11 protein-coding genes are annotated in these 16459 nt (G+C 72.5%); 10 read left to right on the top strand and 1 reads right to left on the bottom strand.

The features are described from left to right. Nucleotide 1 precedes the first annotated feature (1 nt). Nucleotides 2-1093 (top strand): magnesium/cobalt transporter CorA, encoded by a 1092-nt coding sequence (gene corA / locus AB0E14_RS07570; protein ID WP_362413505.1) that lies wholly within the window; start codon nt 2-4, stop codon nt 1091-1093. Between the two features lie 294 nt (nt 1094-1387). After that, complete coding sequence (locus AB0E14_RS07565) at nt 1388-2566, top strand: Cmx/CmrA family chloramphenicol efflux MFS transporter (protein ID WP_362413503.1); 1179 nt, start codon at nt 1388-1390, stop codon at nt 2564-2566. Here AB0E14_RS07565 and AB0E14_RS07560 read toward each other — a convergent pair. Next, on the bottom strand, nt 2502-3878 hold the full coding sequence (locus AB0E14_RS07560; protein ID WP_362413501.1) for an FAD-dependent oxidoreductase: 1377 nt from the start codon (nt 3876-3878) through the stop codon (nt 2502-2504). The genes AB0E14_RS07565 and AB0E14_RS07560 overlap by 65 nt on opposite strands. Nucleotides 3879-4053: 175 nt before the next feature. Here AB0E14_RS07560 and AB0E14_RS07555 point away from each other — a divergent pair, with 175 nt between their 5' ends. From AB0E14_RS07555 to AB0E14_RS07520, 8 genes are all read left to right on the top strand, one after another. Then, nucleotides 4054-6567 carry a SpoIIE family protein phosphatase gene (locus tag AB0E14_RS07555; protein ID WP_362413499.1) on the top strand — a complete coding sequence of 838 codons (2514 nt, stop codon included), beginning with the start codon at nt 4054-4056 and terminating at the stop codon, nt 6565-6567. A gap of 81 nt (nt 6568-6648) precedes the next feature. After that, nucleotides 6649-8166, top strand: a complete 1518-nt coding sequence (locus AB0E14_RS07550) for a carboxylesterase family protein (RefSeq protein ID WP_362413497.1) — start codon at nt 6649-6651, stop codon at nt 8164-8166. A gap of 58 nt (nt 8167-8224) precedes the next feature. After that, nucleotides 8225-8569: a hypothetical protein gene (locus AB0E14_RS07545; protein WP_362413495.1), complete on the top strand. Its 345-nt coding sequence runs from the start codon at nt 8225-8227 to the stop codon at nt 8567-8569. A gap of 157 nt (nt 8570-8726) precedes the next feature. Continuing rightward, nucleotides 8727-9518, top strand: a complete 792-nt coding sequence (locus AB0E14_RS07540; RefSeq protein WP_362413493.1) for a hypothetical protein — start codon at nt 8727-8729, stop codon at nt 9516-9518. Between the two features lie 128 nt (nt 9519-9646). Beyond that, nucleotides 9647-11053: a serine hydrolase domain-containing protein gene (locus AB0E14_RS07535; protein ID WP_362413491.1), complete on the top strand. Its 1407-nt coding sequence runs from the start codon at nt 9647-9649 to the stop codon at nt 11051-11053. Between the two features lie 238 nt (nt 11054-11291). Beyond that, a complete protein-coding gene (locus tag AB0E14_RS07530; RefSeq protein ID WP_362413489.1) occupies nt 11292-11999 on the top strand; it encodes a tRNA-dependent cyclodipeptide synthase in 708 nt (235 codons plus the stop codon). Then, nucleotides 11989-13173: a cytochrome P450 gene (locus tag AB0E14_RS07525; protein WP_362413486.1), complete on the top strand. Its 1185-nt coding sequence runs from the start codon at nt 11989-11991 to the stop codon at nt 13171-13173. Before AB0E14_RS07530 ends, AB0E14_RS07525 begins: the two co-directional genes overlap by 11 nt. A 200-nt stretch (nt 13174-13373) precedes the next feature. Then, nucleotides 13374-16451: a phosphocholine-specific phospholipase C gene (locus tag AB0E14_RS07520; RefSeq protein ID WP_362413484.1), complete on the top strand. Its 3078-nt coding sequence runs from the start codon at nt 13374-13376 to the stop codon at nt 16449-16451. The last annotated feature ends 8 nt before the right edge of the window (nt 16452-16459 follow it).

Raw genomic sequence — 16459 nt, 5'->3', positions numbered from 1 at the left:
CGTGCCCATAATCCGCAATCTGAGGCGCACCGTCCGCCGTGCCTACCGCCGGACGGTCGACCTGAGTCACCCGGCCCGCTCGCCGCTGGGCAGCTCGGTGGTCAACTGCGTGCTGTACGAGGACGGGGCGCGGCAGCGCGGGTCCTGCCCCGCGGACGAGGCGGTGCGAAGGGTCCGCAAGTCGGGCGACGGTTTCGTCTGGATCGGTCTGCACGAGCCCTCCGTCGAGGAGTTCGCCGGCCTCGCGGAGCTGTTCGGGCTCCATCCCCTGGCCGTCGAGGACGCCGTCCACGCCCACCAGCGGCCCAAGCTGGAGCGGTACGACGACACCCTGTTCGCCGTCTTCAAGACGGTCCGTTACGTGGAGCACGAGGAACTCACGGCGACCAGCGAGGTCGTCGACACCGGTGAACTCATGGTCTTCACCGGGCCCGACTTCGTCATCACCGTCCGGCACGGAAGCCATGGTTCGCTCGGCCCGCTGCGGGAGGCCCTGGAGGCCGAGCCCGACCAGCTCGCCAAAGGTCCTGCGGCCGTGCTCCACGCCATCGCCGACCATGTCGTGGACGACTACCTCGCCGTCGCCGACGCCGTGCAGAACGACATCGACGCCGTCGAGACGGCCGTCTTCAGCGAGCAGGTCTCCCGCGGTGACGCCGGCCGGGTCTACCAGCTCAAGCGCGAACTGCTCGAACTGAAACGAGCGGTGACACCGCTCGACCGTCCCTTGCAGGCCCTGGCGACCGCGCATCCCCACTCCCTGGTGTCGGGGGAGATCCAGCCCTACTTCCGCGACGTCGCCGACCACCTCTCGCGGGTGACGGAACAGATCACCTCCTTCGACGCCCTCCTCGACTCGATCCTCCAGGCCCATCTCGCCCAGGTGACGGTCGCCCAGAACGAGGACATGCGGAAGATCACCGCCTGGGCCGCGATCATCGCCGTCCCCACGATGGTCTGCGGCGTCTACGGCATGAACTTCGACCACATGCCCGAACTCCGCTGGACCTTCGGCTACCCGCTCGTCCTCGGCGTGATGGTCACGGCCTGTTTCCTGCTGCACCGCAGCTTCCGCCGCAACGGCTGGCTGTGAAGGGCGGGGTCGCCGTAATCGGGTGGACCCGTCGAGGACGGGACCCGTACGGTGGCGCCATGTCGAGCCCCGAGTCGGACAGACTCAGGCCACCGGTCCTCCGGTGGCCTGTCGAGTCGACCCGCTGAAGCACCGCGGCCCCTGAGGGGCCGTTCGTCGTGCTGGGCGTGAGCGTGACCGTGGCCACGGATCGGCCGTCTCCCCCGCCCGCGCGCGACCGCGCGCCGGCCCACCGCACCCCCTGCTCCGGCACCGGGTGCGGCTCACGCCGCTGCTCGACCGTGGAGACCCTCGATGCCCTTCGCCCTCTATCTGCTCGGCCTGGCCGTCTTCGCCCAGGGAACCTCCGAGTTCATGCTCTCCGGCCTGCTGCCGGACATCGCCGCGGAGCTGGGGGTGTCGATCCCGCTCGCGGGGACGCTCACCTCCGCCTTCGCGGTCGGAATGATCGTCGGCGCGCCCGCGACGGCGCTCCTGGCCAGGCGCTGGTCGCGACGGTCCGCCCTGACCGTCCTGCTCGGCACCTTCCTGCTCGCGCACGTGATCGGCGCCCTCACCCCGCACTTCGGGATCCTGCTCGCCACGCGGGTCATCGGCGCCCTCGCCAACGCCGGGTTCCTCGCGGTGGCGCTGGTCGCCGCGAGCGCCATGGTCGCCCCGGAGTCCAGGGGCCGGGCGACCGCGGTGCTGCTCGGTGGCACCACGCTCGCCTGTGTCGTGGGCGTGCCCGCCGGTGCGCTGCTCGGCCAGCTCTGGGGCTGGCGCTCCGCCTTCTGGGCCGTCGCCCTGCTCTGCGTCCCCGCACTCCTGGCCATCGCCCGGTCGGTGCCCACCGCAGGCGGCGACACCCCCCGACCGCTTGCCGCGTGGTCCGAAGCGCGGGTGCTGCGCAGCCCGCGGCTGCTGGTCACGCTCCTGGTCTGCGCCCTCGCGAACGGCGCCATGTTCTGCGGCTTCACCTACCTGGCCCCCGTCGTCACCGACGTGACGGGCCTCGCCCCCGCCGCGATCCCCGTCCTCCTCGCCCTGTTCGGAGCCGGCTCCTTCGCGGGCGTGGTCCTCGCGGGCCGTCTCTCCGACACACGGCCCGGCCCGGTCGTGGCCGTGTGCGGCACGGGTGCGGCGGCCGGCTGGTCCCTCTTCGCGCTCACCGCGGGGAGCGCGCCGGCGACGGTCGTCCTCGTCCTCGCCCTGGGCGCGCTCTCGTTCGCCGTCGGCTCCACCCTGATCACCCGCGCGCTGCGCACGGCCGGCGGCGAAGCCCCCACCCTGGCCGGAGCCTTCGCCGTGGCCGCGCTCAACGTGGGCGCGGCCCTCGGCCCGTGGCTGGGCGGCACCGTCCTCGCGGCCGGGTACGGCTACCGCGCGCCGCTGTGGACCAGCGCCTTCCTCACCGCCCTCGCCCTGCTCACGGCCCTGGCGACGCCTGAGCCCGCAGCGCGGCGGTGTGCTCCCGCACCTGATCGGGTGTGAGGTACGCGCCCGTGTACTCGAAGTCGGCCAGCGTCCCCGACCGGGACGACAGGAATCCCGTACGGACGAAGTCGTCCCCGGCCACGGCGTTGAGCAGCCAGTTCGTCATCACCCGGGTCTTGGCGACATTGGTGCGCAGCGCCGCCCAGTGATACGCCCTGGCCACCGCCTGGGCGGGCGTGCCGTGCAGCTCGATCCCGAGCGGTTTCGAGACGGCGTCCCGCCCGCCCAGGTCCACCACCAGACCGAGATCCTTGTGGTGGTACGGGTACGTCCGCTCGCCCCGCAGCATCGCGACGAGGTTGTCGGCGACCTGCTTGCCCTGGCGCATCGCGTGCTGCGCCGTGGGCGGGCAGATCGCGTCGGGCTCGTTCTTCGCCAGGTCCGGAACGGCCGCGGCGTCACCGAGAGCGTGCACCCCGTCCAGACCGGGCACCACCATGTCGGGCCCGACGACCAGCCGGCCCCGGTTCGTCTCCGCCTCCAGCGTGCCGATCAGCGGGCTGGCCGCGACCCCGGCCGTCCAGATCAGCGTGCGGCTCGGGAGCACCCGCCCGTCGGTGAGCGTCACCGCCTCCGCGTCCACGGAGGCCACCGACACACCGAGCGAGACCTCGATCCCGCGCCTGCGCAGGATGGCCAGGGCGGCGGCGCCCAGCTTGTCGCCCAGCTCGGGCATGAGCTTCGGCGCGAGGTCCACCAGGTGCCACTTGATCAGCGCCGGGTCGAGGCGCGGATAGCGCTGGACCGCGTTGTGCGTCAGCCGCTGCAGACAGGCCGCCGTCTCGGTGCCCGCGTAGCCTCCGCCGACCACCACGAAGCAGAGCCGCGCCGCGCGCTCCGCGTCGTCCTCGGCCGCGTCCGCCAGATCGAGCTGGGCGATGACGTGGTCACGGATGTAGGCCGCCTCGGCGAGCGTCTTCATGCCCCGCGCGTGCTCGCTCAGGCCCGGGATGTCGAAGGTGCGGGTCACACTGCCGGGCGCGAGCACCAGATGGTCGTACGGCTCGTCGATCAGCTCGCCCGAGATCGTCCGCACCAGGCAGACCTTCGCCCTGGTGTCCACGCCGACCGCGCCGCCGGGAATGATCCGGGTCCGGTGCCGCTTGCTGCGTCGCAGCGACAGGGCGACCGACTGCGGGGTCAGCACCCCGGCCGCGACCTGGGGGAGGAGCGGCAGATAGAGCTGGTACGAGAAGGGCGACAGGAGCGAGATCCGCGCCTCCCGCTCGGTGAGCCGCCGCTCGAGACGCCGTACGCAGCCGACCCCGGCGAAGCCGGCGCCCACCACCAGAATCCTCGGTCGAGTCACGGTGCCCGCCTCCCGGGTCGTCGGTCCTTGAGACCTCACTAACCTCTCCGGCCGATCGGGAACCCGGACCGTCCTCCGAACGAGTGATGGCAAAACGGGATCTAACGGCAGGAACCCGGGCATGCTGTGATAGAAGGGACAGGCAGGGTGGGCTGTGAGAACGGAGCCGACGGCCGTGGGGAGACCCGAGGACCCAGACACCAGCGCGCGTGAGGCCGTGTTCGGTGTCGCCGATTCCGTCGTTCTCCTCTTCGACGAGGCCGGGACGGTCGTAGGCCGCCCGTACGCCGCCGAGCGGCTGCTCGGCTTTCCCGCGGCGGAGCTCAGCGGCCGCCGTGTCGAATCCCTCCTGGCGGGCGACGAGACCGGCCGGCTGCCCGGCATCCGCGCGACCGCGGACCGTGACGGCGGCTGGTCGGGCGTCCTGCTCGCGCGTCACCGGGACGGCCGTACCGTCGCCGTCGACGTCACCGTGCTCCCGCTGCCGGGGGAGGCAGGTCCGGCCCGCTGGCTCGTGGTCGCCGTGGGCGCAGCGCCGTCCCGGCAATGGACCATGGGTCCCGCCCTGCTGGAGCACATGGTCACCGAGATGCCCATCGGGCTCTGCTTCGTCGACCCCGACCTGCGGTGCGTGTGGTCGAACACGGCGCTGGAGCACTTCGGCGGCGGCACCGTCGAACAGCGACGCGGCAAGCGTTTCGCCGAGATCCAGCCCGGGATGAACGCCGAGATCGTCGAAGCGAAGATGCGCGAGGTCCTCGCGTCCGGCGAACCCGTCCTCGGCTACGAGCACGTGGGCCGCCCGCGTTCCCGGCCCGAGCGCGACCACGCCCACGCCATGTCCTTCGTCCGGCTCGACGACGACAACGGACGCGCGCTGGGGGTCTGCTACGCGGTCGTCGACATCACCGAGCGCTACCGGGCCCGGCAGCGCCTCGCCCTCATGGCCCGGGCCAGCGAGCGCATCGGCCGCAGCCTCGACGTCATGGACACCGCCCAGGGCCTCGCCGACGTGGCGGTGCCGGGACTGGCCGACTTCGTCGCCGTCGACCTCCTGGACGCCGTCCTGAGGGGCGCCGAGCCCTCCCCGGGCCCCACGGACGCCGCCACCGCCCTGCGCCTGGTGCGCGGCGGCGCACAGAACGCACGCACCGGCGGGGTCATGGAGGTACTGGAGCCGGGGCGACCCTCCACCTACCTGCCGACCTCACCCCAGATGGACGCCGTGGCCCACGGCCGCTCCTGGCTGGCGGCCCGGCTGGACGCCTCGACCCGCGAAGCGGCGATCCCGACCGCCCTGACCGCGACGGCGGAGGCCGAGGCGGCCGGTGTCGTCGACGACGTACCGCACACGGCGATGGTCGTGCCGATCCTCGCCCGGGGCATCACCCTCGGCGTGGCCACCTTCCTGCGCACCCGGCAGGACGAGGCGTTCGACGAGGACGACCTGCGGCTCGCCGAGGAACTCGTCGCCCGCGCCGCCGTCTGCCTCGACAACGCCCGCCGCTACGCCCGCGAGCGCGCCGCCGCGCTCGTGCTCCAGCGCAGCCTCCTCCCGCACGGCGTCCCCGAGCAGGAAGCCGTCGACGCCGCCTCCTTCTACCGGCCCGCCGACGAACTCAGCGGCCTCGGCGGAGACTGGTTCGACGTCTTCCCACTCTCCGGAGCCCGGGTCGCCCTGGTCGTCGGCGAGGTCCTCGGCCACGGCATCGAGGCGGCCGCGACCATGGGCCAGCTCCGTACCGCCGTCCGCACCCTCGCCGACCTCGACCTGGGGCCCGAGGAACTCCTCGCACACCTCGACGACCTCGTCGTCCAGGTGACCCGCGAGGGCACCGCGACGGACCTGAGCGGAGCGCCCAACCCCGCGGGCGTCGGCGCCAGCTGCCTCTACGCGGTCTACGATCCCGTCAGCCTCCGCTGCGACCTGGCGAGCGCCGGACACCTGGCGCCGGCCGTCCGCGCACCCGACGGCACCGTCACCTTCCCCGAGCTGCCGAACGGACCGGCGCTCGGTATCGGCGGGCTCCCCTTCGAATCCGTCGAACTGCCCCTCGCCGAGGGCAGCGTCCTCGCCTTCTACACCGACGGACTGATCGCCGCGCCCGGCGCCGGCCGGGACGGCCTTGGCCGCGTGCTGGCCTCCGCGTCCCGGGACCTGCCGCTCGACGAGCTCTGCCGCGGCATCGTCGACGAACTCGCGCCCAGCAGGCCGTACACCGACGACGCGGCCCTCCTCCTGGTCCGCACGCGTCGCCTCGCGGCCGGGCAGGTCGCCGTGTGGGACCTGCCCGCAGACCCGGCCGTCGTCGCCCGCGCCCGGGTGATGGCCGCCCGCCAACTCGCCGCCTGGGGCCTGGAGGAACTCGCCTTCACCACCGAACTCGTCGTCAGCGAACTCGTCACCAACGCCATCCGGCACGCCTCCGGGCCCATCCGGCTCCGCCTCATCCTCGAACGCGCCCTGATCTGCGAGGTCTTCGACGCCAGCAGCACCTCGCCGCACCTGCGCCACGCCCGCACCACCGACGAGGGAGGCCGAGGACTCTTCCTCATCTCCCAGTTCACCCGCCGCTGGGGCACCCGCTACACCACGGAGGGCAAGGTCATCTGGGCCGAACAACCCCTGGAGTTCGACGAATCCGCTCCGGCGGCCGTCTTCGACCCGGCCGTGATCGAAGATCTTTAATCGATTGTCCGACCCGCGCGGCCCGTGCCAGGGTGTGCTGCCGCGCGGAAGGGCCGCAGGCGTCGAAAAGGGGTTCCACCTGTGCGTACGGGCGCCGACGGCCACATCGTCGACACGAGCGCGGGGCCGGTGCGCGGCACCCGCGCCGACGGGCTGCGGATCACACGGGGCATTCCGTACGCCGCGCCGCCCTTCGGCGCCGGGCGCTTCCGGGGGCCGCGCCCGGCCGAAGCCTGGGCGGACGTGCGGGACTGCACCCGCTTCGGCCCGGTGGCCCCGCAGTCGGCGGAGCTGCCCGGCTCCCCGGTCTGGAACCCGGACGACGACGGCGTTCTCACGCTCAACGTCTGGGCGCCGGAGGAGAGTTCCGGCCCCCTGCCCGTGCTGTTCTGGATCCACGGCGGCGCCTACACCTTCGGCTCCTCCGCCCAGCCCGACTACGACGGCTCCGCCCTGGCCCTGGCCGGCACGGTGGTCGTGACCTGCACCTACCGTCTCGGCTTCGAAGGCTTCGGCCACGTGCCCGGCTTTCCCGAGAACCGAGGACTGCTCGACCAGATCGCCGCCCTGGAGTGGGTGCGCGACAACATCGCGGCCTTCGGCGGCGACCCGGACCGTGTGACCGTGGCGGGGCAGTCGGCGGGCGCCGGCTCGATCGCCTGCCTGATGAGCAGCGCGCGGGCCGACGGGCTCTTCCGCCGGGCCATCGCGCACAGTGTCCCCGACGCCTTCTTCCGGCCCGAGTTCGCCGAGCGTCTGGCCCGCGAGGTGGCCGAGGCCGCGGGAGTGGAGCCGACCGCCGACGGCCTGCTCTCGGCGTCCCCGGGCGCCCTCGTGGCGGCCTCGGACCGGGTGGTCGCACGGTACGCGGGCGATCCCTCGGCCGGGTTCCTCCACTACGACACCGTCCTCTACGGCCCGGTCGTCGACGGCGTACTGCTCGTCGGCGATCCGCTCGACGCCCCGGCCGTCGGCGGCCACGTCGATCTCCTCGTCTGCCACACCACCGAGGAGTACCGGCTCATGCACCAGGTGGGCACCATGCCGTCCGTCACCACGGACGACGGTCTCGACCGGTTCGCCGCCGCCTACGGACTCGCCCCGGACCTGGTCGCCGCGTACCGGACCGGCATGCCCGGTGCGCCGGTCCTCGACGTGTTCCTCGCGCTCGCCGGCGACGCGGTCTTCACCCTGCCCACCGTCCGGCTCGCCGAGGCGCATGCCCGCGCGGCGGGGGGACGCACGTTCCTGTCCCGGTTCGACCGGCGGCGTACCCGGCCCGACGGCAGCCCGGTGCGCGCCTGGCACGCCGCCGACGTGCCCTTCGCCTTCGGGACCCTCGACGCCACCGGCGTCGACTTCCTGACCGGCGGCCCCGCCGACGCCGACGACCGGGCCCTGTCCCGCCGGATGGTCGACGCCTGGGCGGCCTTCGCCGCCACCGGCGACCCGGGCTGGGCACCGTTCGCCGGCCCCGCCGACCCGGACGGGACGCCCACCGTGCGCGTCTGGGACGTCCCCCGGGACCGTACCGAGGGGCCGAGCCCCGCCCACGCGCTCTGGCGCGGCGCGCGGATGGCCCCGCCGTCGATCCCCTGACGGGCACGGGATAATGACGGCGCAGACGCGAACCACCGACGCAGGAGATGAGACCCCGATGGACGTACGGCACTTCGAGCGGATCACCGCTTTCATCGAGGACCGTCTCCGGCCGCTGTTCGACCCGGAGAACGGCAACGACCACGGCTTCGGCATGGACGACACCTCCCGCGCCCTGCGGGCCCTCCTGGGCACGGTGAAGGCCGCCGCGGCCGTCAAGGGCCTCGCCGACCAGCGGGCGACGGCCGACCCGGCGCTCCGCCACATCATCGACCAGGCCCTGGAGCACAACTGGGACGTCCTGCGGGGCGTCGCCCGCAACTGGGAGGACCACCCCGACTTCGCCCGTGAGTTCAAGCGCCACTCCTGGGAACTCGACGAGACCCCCACCGCCACGGCCTGACATGTTCTGACGGGGTTTCAGCGGGGCGCCGCCGGCCGGGCGCTCGTCCTCCGCTCTGCCCCGGTCGGGTGAGTGCGTCGCTCCGCCGACAGGCGTGGGCGCGGACCGGGTACGTATCGCGGCATTGCCGTCCGCGAGCGTCGGAGGATGCCGCCCCATGCATGTCAGGAACGTCCGCCCCGGCCCGCGCGTGGTGACCGCCGCGCTCTGCGCGACCCTCGCGCTCGTCGGCTACCTGAAGGTGTACGACCAGCCTCCCGGCCCGGAAGCGGCGCCCGGTGCCCGGGCCTCCGCCGCCAAGAACACCGGTGCGGACGCCCCACCGCTCCCGGCGCGGACGCCCGAGGCGCAGGTGCCCTCCGTGCTGCCCGGGGTCGGGCCGGTGACCCGGACCAGGATCCCGGACGGCACGAGCCAGGTCTTCGTCGTGACCGGCCGGACCCAGGACACCAACGTCGCCACGGCCACGCTCTACGAGCGGGACGCGGCGGGGAGGTGGAGCCGCACGGCCGGGCCGTGGAGCGCGCACAACGCCCTGCGCGGCTGGACCGACGACCACTGGGCCGGCGATCTGCGCAGCCCGACCGGGGTGTTCCGGCTCGGCGACGCGGGCGGACGGCTGCCCGACCCCGGCTCGCAGCTGCCCTACGACGAGGACGAGGAGTTCGTCTCGCCGGGCGTCGGGTTCCTCGGCGAGCCCCTGGAGGGCTCCTTCGACTACGTCGTCGCCATCGACTACAACCGCGTCCCGGGCACGACCCCGCTGAACAAGGAGCGGCCGCTCGGCCTGGAGAAGGGCGGCGGGGTCTGGGTCCACGTCGACCACGGCGGCCCCACCCAGGCCTGTATCTCCCTCACCACCGACGCCATGCGCGAGCTCCTGCTGGCTCTGGACCCGGCCAAGGAACCCGTCATCGTCATGGGACCGGCCGACAAGGTCGGGCGGTGAGCGCGCGCCGCTGACCGCACCTGCCGCGCCAGGTCAGCGGCTGTCAGCGCATGGTCGGCACCCTGTCAGCGCGCCCGGGCATCGTCGTCGTCATGGAGATCGACGACACCCGATACGGAGTACCCACCATGAGCGCCCACAGCGTCGAGCAGTCCCAGTACCAGCTGGCCGAGTTCGTCGAGCGGACGGCCGTCAGGCACGGCATCCCCGGCGGCATCGTGGGGGTGTGGGCCGACGGCCGGGAGGCCTTCGCGGCCCACGGTGTCACGAGCCTGGACAACCCGCTGCCGGTCGACGAGGACACCCTCTTCCAGCTGGGTTCCACCAGCAAGACCTTCACGGCGACCGCCCTGATGCGCCTGGTCGCCGAAGGCCGGATCGAGCTGGACGCGCCGGTGCGCCGGTACGTTCCCGAGCTGGTCCTCCCCGACGAGAAGGCGGCGGCCGAGATCACCGTCCTCAACCTTCTCAACCACACCTCGGGCCTCGACTGGAACATCATCGTCGACACCGGTGACGGTGACGACGCCCTGGCCGGCTTCGTCGCGAAGATGGCCGACCTGCAGCTCATCGGCGCGCCCGGAGAGCGCGCCTCGTACAGTCAGGCGGCGTTCAACCTGCTCGGCCGGGTCCTGGAGAAGGTCACGGGGCAGACGTACGAGCAGGCCATCGCCTCGCTGCTGCTCGAACCGCTGGGGCTCACCGAGAGCTTCTTCGGGACGGCGGACGTCATGACCCGGCGGTTCGCGGTGGGCCACAACCCCGACGAGGACGGCGATCTGGCCGTGGCGAGGGAGTGGCGGCTCACCCGCGGCAACAACCCCGGCGGCGGTCTCGCGTCCTCGGCGGCGGACGTCCTGCGCTGGGCGCGGTTCCAGATCGGCGACGGCCGTGCGGAGAGCGGCGAGCGGCTGATGCCGGCCGAGGTACTGCACGCGATGCGCGAGCAGACGGTCGAGCTGCGCGGCAGCAACCTCGGTGACGGCTTCGGCATCTGCTGGTTCCTGCGCGAGGTGGACGGTGTGCGGACGATCGAGCACGGCGGTTCGGCCAACGGCCAGTTCGTGGAGCTGCTGATCGTCCCCGAGCGGAACTTCGCCGTCGTCGCCATGTCCAACTCGGGTGCGGAGGGCATCCCGTTCAACCGCTCCGCGATCCGCTGGGCCCTGGAGCACTACCTGGGCGTCGTCGACCGGGACCCGGAGCCGCTGCCGTACGACGCGGCGCGCGCCCGGGAGCTCCTCGGGGCGTACGACAACGACGGCATGATCCTGACCGTCGGCACGGACGCGGCCGGGCTCACCCTCGGGGCCGTGATCAAGCCGGAGATCCGGGCCGCGGCCGACTTCGAGATGCCCGCCGACTACCAGCCGGCCGCGACGGGGCTCCTGCCGGGCGACGGCGACGAGTTCATCGTGACCGAAGGCGGGCTGGCGGGCCAGCGCGGCTTCTTCTCGCGGGACGGGCACGGCGTCGTCGTCGGCATCGATCTCGGCGGCCGGGTCTTCACCCGGGTCCCCGTCGCCTCCGCGTGACGCGCACACCGCTGACCGGCTCTTCGTCCGGTCAGCGGTGTGCGGTGTCCGGAGTGACCGGAATTCATCGCTCCTTGGCTCTACGATGCGTCAAATCACGTCACGTACCGAAAGTATTCGGCCACCTCAGTCTCAGAATCGTCACTCTGTGGAGATCACCGGTAACTTCATGCCGTCGCCGCCACACCAGGGGCACAAGGCCCCGACGGGACTAGCGGCCCGAAGGACATCTCTTCACTTGACGACAGCGACCGACAGCTTCAAGGTCCAGCCGTACACGCAGCACTGCCAAGTGATCCACACCGAAGGCGCGCACGCGGTCATCGGCATCTCTCCGGGCAACGGCTACTTCTCCGCCCAACGGGTGGCCGACCTCGCCGCCTGGGGACTCCGCGGCTTCGACCAGGTCGACCTCATCTACACCGACCTGCACGTCGCCGACATGTACGAGGCTCTCGGCTACCCGCCGGACGAAGCCCGCCGCAAAGCGGTCAAGAACCTCCGCGGCGTCCGCGCCAAGGTGAACAACGCCGTCGCCGCCATCGACCCCGGTGGCGAACGGCTCCGAGGGCGCCCCATGTCCGCGCTCCTCGACATCCCGGCCTACCGGCATCTGCGCAAGCACCTGGACGATCTGCTCGCCACCGACAGCGAGTTCCTCGCCACCTGCGACCGGCTCGTCGCGGCGTTCCTCTCCTCCAAGGTGCTCGAAGGACAGACCCCCACCGCCCGCCAGCGGGAGGTCTGCCTCCAGTACATCTGCGCCGAGGCACCGCTCTTCCTGGACACCCCCGCGATCCTCGGTGTCCCCTCCTCCCTCAACTGCTACCACCAGCTCCTGCCGATGGCCGAACTCCTCTACTCCCGGGGCTCCGGACTGCGTGCCTCCCGCAACCAGGGCCACGCCATCGTCACCCCGATGCTCGGAGACCACGATGACCACTGACACGCTCCTCGACTTCCCGTTCTCCGCGCGAGGCGACCGCCTGCCGTCCGAGATCGAGTCCCTGCGCGCCGAACCGGTCAAGCGGGTCCGCACGATCGCCGGCGACGAGGCCTGGCTCGTCTCGTCGTACGCGCTCTGCAAGCAGGTCCTCGAAGACCCGAGGTTCTCGCTCAAGGACACCTCGGCGCCCGGCGCGCCCCGGCAGTACGCCCTGACCATCCCGCCCGAGGTGGTCAACAACATGGGCAACATCACCGGGGCCGGGCTGCGCAAGGCCGTCCTCAAGGCCATCAACCCCAAGACGGACGGCCTGACGGGCTGGATGCGCGACCACGCCACCGCGCTGGTCGACGACCTCCTCGCCTACGGACCGCCGGTGGACCTCCGGTCCCGGTTCACCAGCCCGTACGCCGAGCACCTGCACTGCCGGATCCTCGGCATCCCCGAGTCCGACGCGCCGCGCCTGGCCGCCAGTCTGGACATCGCCTTCATGAACTCGGCCTGCCCGATCACCGGCGCCCGGCTCAACTGGGACCGGGACATCGCGTACATGGTCGAGCGCCTGGACGACCCGGCCACCACCGGGCTCATGGCCGAACTCGCGGCCCTGCGCGGGAATCCCGAGTACGCCCATCTGACCGACGAGATGCTCGCCACGGTCGGCGTCACCTTCTTCGGCGCGGGCGTGATCTCCACCATGGGCTTCCTCACCATGGCCCTCTTCTCCCTGCTCCAGAACCCGGACGTGTGGGAGCGGCTGCGCAAGGAGCCGGAACTGATCCCGGCCGCCGTGGACGAACTGCTGAGGGTCAACCTCTCCATCGCCGACGGGCTCCCGCGCATCGCGCTCGATGACGTCACCCTCGGCGACGTCGAGGTGCGCAAGGGGGAGCTCCTCCTCGTCCTGGTGGAGGCGGCCAACACCGATCCGGCCGTCTACCCCGACCCGCACACCCTGGACGTCACCCGGCCGAACGCCGGCACCCACCTCTCCTTCGGCGGCGGCGGTCACTACTGCCCGGCCACGGCCCTCGGCAAGAAGCACACCGAGATCGCCCTGGAGGTCCTGCTCGACCGGATGCCCGACCTGCACCTCGCGGTCCCGGTCGACCAACTGGTCTGGCGCACCCGCTTCATGAAGCGCATCCCCGAACGCCTTCCGGTCGCCTGGTGATCACCGCCTGACCGGCCTCCGCCCCACCGTCGCCCCCGGCCACCGCCGGGGGCGACGCTGTGCCCGGATCCGTGCGGGCGGTGCGAAGGAGTTCGTCCGCCGTTCACCGAAGACGCGGAATCCCGACCCTCACATCACCTACACATAACGGGTCTGGACCGAAGTGAGGTCCCGAAGTGACACCCGAAGGAGCACCTGCCATGCCCCCGCTCCCCGACGTCTCCCGCCGCACCCTGCTCGGCGGCGCCGCCGGCGCGGCCGTCCTCGGCGCGCTGCCGCTCAGCGTCCGCGAGGCGCTCGCCGCCCCCGCCCGGCCCGGCCGGCTGAAGGACATCGAGCACGTCGTCGTCTTCATGCAGGAGAACCGTTCCTTCGACCACTACTTCGGCACCCTGCCCGGCGTCCGGGGACTCGGTGACCGCACCGCCGTCCGCGGCACCAACGGCCGGTCCGTCTTCCACCAGCCCGACCCCTCGCGCGCCGAAGGCCATCTGGTGCCTTTCGCCATGAACGCGGCGCACACCAACGCCTACCGGCAGGGTGCGCCCGCCTTCGGCTTCATCGACTCCTTCCCGCTCTGGAACGACGGCCGCGCCGACGGATTCGTCACCGGCCGTTCGAGCGGCTGGCTCGGCCACGGCTTCTACGAGCCCGCCGACATGCCGTTCTACAACGCCCTGGCCAGCACCTTCACCGTCTGCGACCAGTACCACGCCTCGGTGCAGTGCAACACCAACACCAACCGCGACCACTTCATGACGGGCACCAGCGGCGGCACCGTCAACGACACCGTCGTCTACAACAACAGCTACATACCGGGCGGTTACACCTGGACGACCTACGCCGAGCGCCTGGAGCAGGCCGGGATCAGCTGGAAGACGTACCAGGCGCGGGACAACTACGACGACAACGCGCTCGCCTGGTTCAAGCCCTTCCAGCAGGCCAAGCCCGGCGAACCGCTCTACGACAAGGGCATGGCCCGCGTCGGCGCGGCCGCCGACGAGAAGGACGGCCACAAGATGGGCGACGCGCTCGTCGAGGCCTTCCGCGCCGACATCGCCGCCGACCGGCTGCCCCAGGTCTCCTGGATCGTCGCCCCCGAGGCGCTCTCCGAGCACGCCAGCTGGCCCCCGCCGAACGGCGAGCACCTCACCGCCCGCCTCATCGAGGCCCTCGCCGACCACCCGGACGTCTGGGGCAAGACCGTCTTCATCCTCAACTACGACGAGCACGGCGGCTTCTTCGACCACTGCATGCCCCCGGTCCCGCCGCTCTCCGCCGACCGGGGCAAGGCCACCATGTCCGTCGACGGCGAGGTCGTCGTCCGGGTTCGCAAGGCCGACGGCTCCATCGCGATGCGCGTCGTCGCCCAGGACGGCCGCTACCGCGTGCGGGCCGCCGACGGCACCCTCGACTGGTCCACGACCCTGCCCGACGGCGAGACCCTCGTCTCCGGACCCCACGCCATGGGCCTCGGCATCCGTGTCCCGATGCTCGTCGTCTCCCCCTGGACCAGGGGCGGTGTGGTCGACTCCTCGGTCCTCGACCACACCTCCGTCATCAAGTTCCTGGAGCGCCGCTTCGGCGTCCACGAGCCGCAGATCAGCGAGTGGCGACGGGCCGTCACCGGCGACCTCACCTCCGTCTTCGACTTCTCCGGCGAGGAGATCGACTGGCCCGAACTCCCCGACACCAGCGGCAACGTGGCCAAGGGCCAGGCCGCCGCGGGCAAGCCGTCGATCGCCGTACCCTCCCCGCAGTTCTTCCCGAAGCAGCAGTGCGGCACCCGGCCCGCCCGGCCCGTGCCGTACGCCCTCTCGCTGCGCTCCCGGCTCCGCGACGGCCGGATCGAGCTGGACTTCCGCAACAAGGGCCGGCAGGCCGCCGTCTTCCAGGTCTACCCCGAGCCCGGCACCCGGCCCGACCACTACACCGTCGGCGCACGCTCCGAACTCTCCGGCAGCCGCCCCGCCGCCGACGGGTACGACCTGCGCGTCCACGGGCCCAACGGCTACCTCTGGCACCTGCGCGGCAGCGCCGACGACACCCTGGAGGTCCGCCTCTCCGAGGACCACGACGGCCGCCCCGAGGTCGAGATCGAGATCAGGAACCGGGGCCGCAGCGCCCGGACCGTCCTGATCGGCGACCTCGCGTACGGCGGCGGCGTCAAGGAGGTCCGTGTGGGCGCCCGCGACGAGCGGACCGTGACCGTGCGCGTGCCGGCCGAGCGCTGGTACGACATCGCCGTGAGCGCCGCCGACGAACCGCTCTACCTGCGCCGCTTCGCCGGACGCTGGGCCGACCGCGAGGCCAGCGTCACCGACCCGGCGATGGGACTGCCCGACGCCCTGACCGTCGAGGTCACCACGGCCGCCGGCGACGAGCCCGTCGTCGCCGGCGGCGGCACCGCCCGCTTCACGGCCACGGTCACCAACCGCGGACCCGTCGAACTCCACGACGTCCGGGCCGGGTTCTCGGTGCCGCCCGGCTGGGCCGTCAAGGCGGTCGCCGACATCCCGCCGCAGACCCTCGCGGCCGGATCGTCGTCCACCGCGAGCTGGGACGTCACCGCCCCCGCCGACGCCGAGGCGTACGGCTCGGCGCGGCTGCTCGCCGTCGCCCGCGCCCGCGCCGCCGACGGCCTGCGCCTCGCCGACGGCGAGCTCCAGGCCCGGATCGCCCCCACCATGACCGGTCACCTGCTCGGCGAGGACTTCCAGTCGCTCGCCGGCAAGCTGGTCAAGCGCGGCCAGGTGCTCGGCTGGACGCCGACCGCCCCCGACGGCTGGTCGGTCGTCAACGCCGCCGCCATGCCGCAGGGCACGCCCATGTTCCAGGGCTGGACCTTCCACACCCGGCGTGCCTGGTCGGGCGGCGCCCAGAATCGCCCCCACTTCACCAGGGGCCTGGGCGTCGTCGCCGTCGCCGACCCGGACGACTGGGACGACACCGGAGCGCCCGCGGCCAAGGGCCGCTTCGACTCGACCCTGGTCTCTCCGGCCGTCCCCGTCCCCGCCGGTACCACGACGCTGCGGCTCGACCTCGACTCGCACTACCGGCAGGAGGGCAACCAGAAGGCGGAGGTCCGCGCCGTCTTCGACACCGGCCAGGAGCAGGTCCTGCTGAGCTACGGCCCCGGCTCGCCGGACGCCGAGAACACGGCCGTGTCCAAGGAGTTCCCCGTCCCCGCGGGCGCCGGCGCGGTGACCCTCCGCTTCCGGATGTACGACGCCGGCAACAACTGGTACTGGGCGGTGGACCACATCCGCCTCGGCTGAACCGGTCA

This window comes from Streptomyces sp. NPDC047981 (assembly GCF_040653315.1).
In the GTDB taxonomy this organism is placed as follows: domain Bacteria; phylum Actinomycetota; class Actinomycetes; order Streptomycetales; family Streptomycetaceae; genus Streptomyces.
The sequence above is the reverse complement of the archived record's forward strand: the minus strand, read 5'-3'. Positions and strand labels throughout refer to the sequence as shown.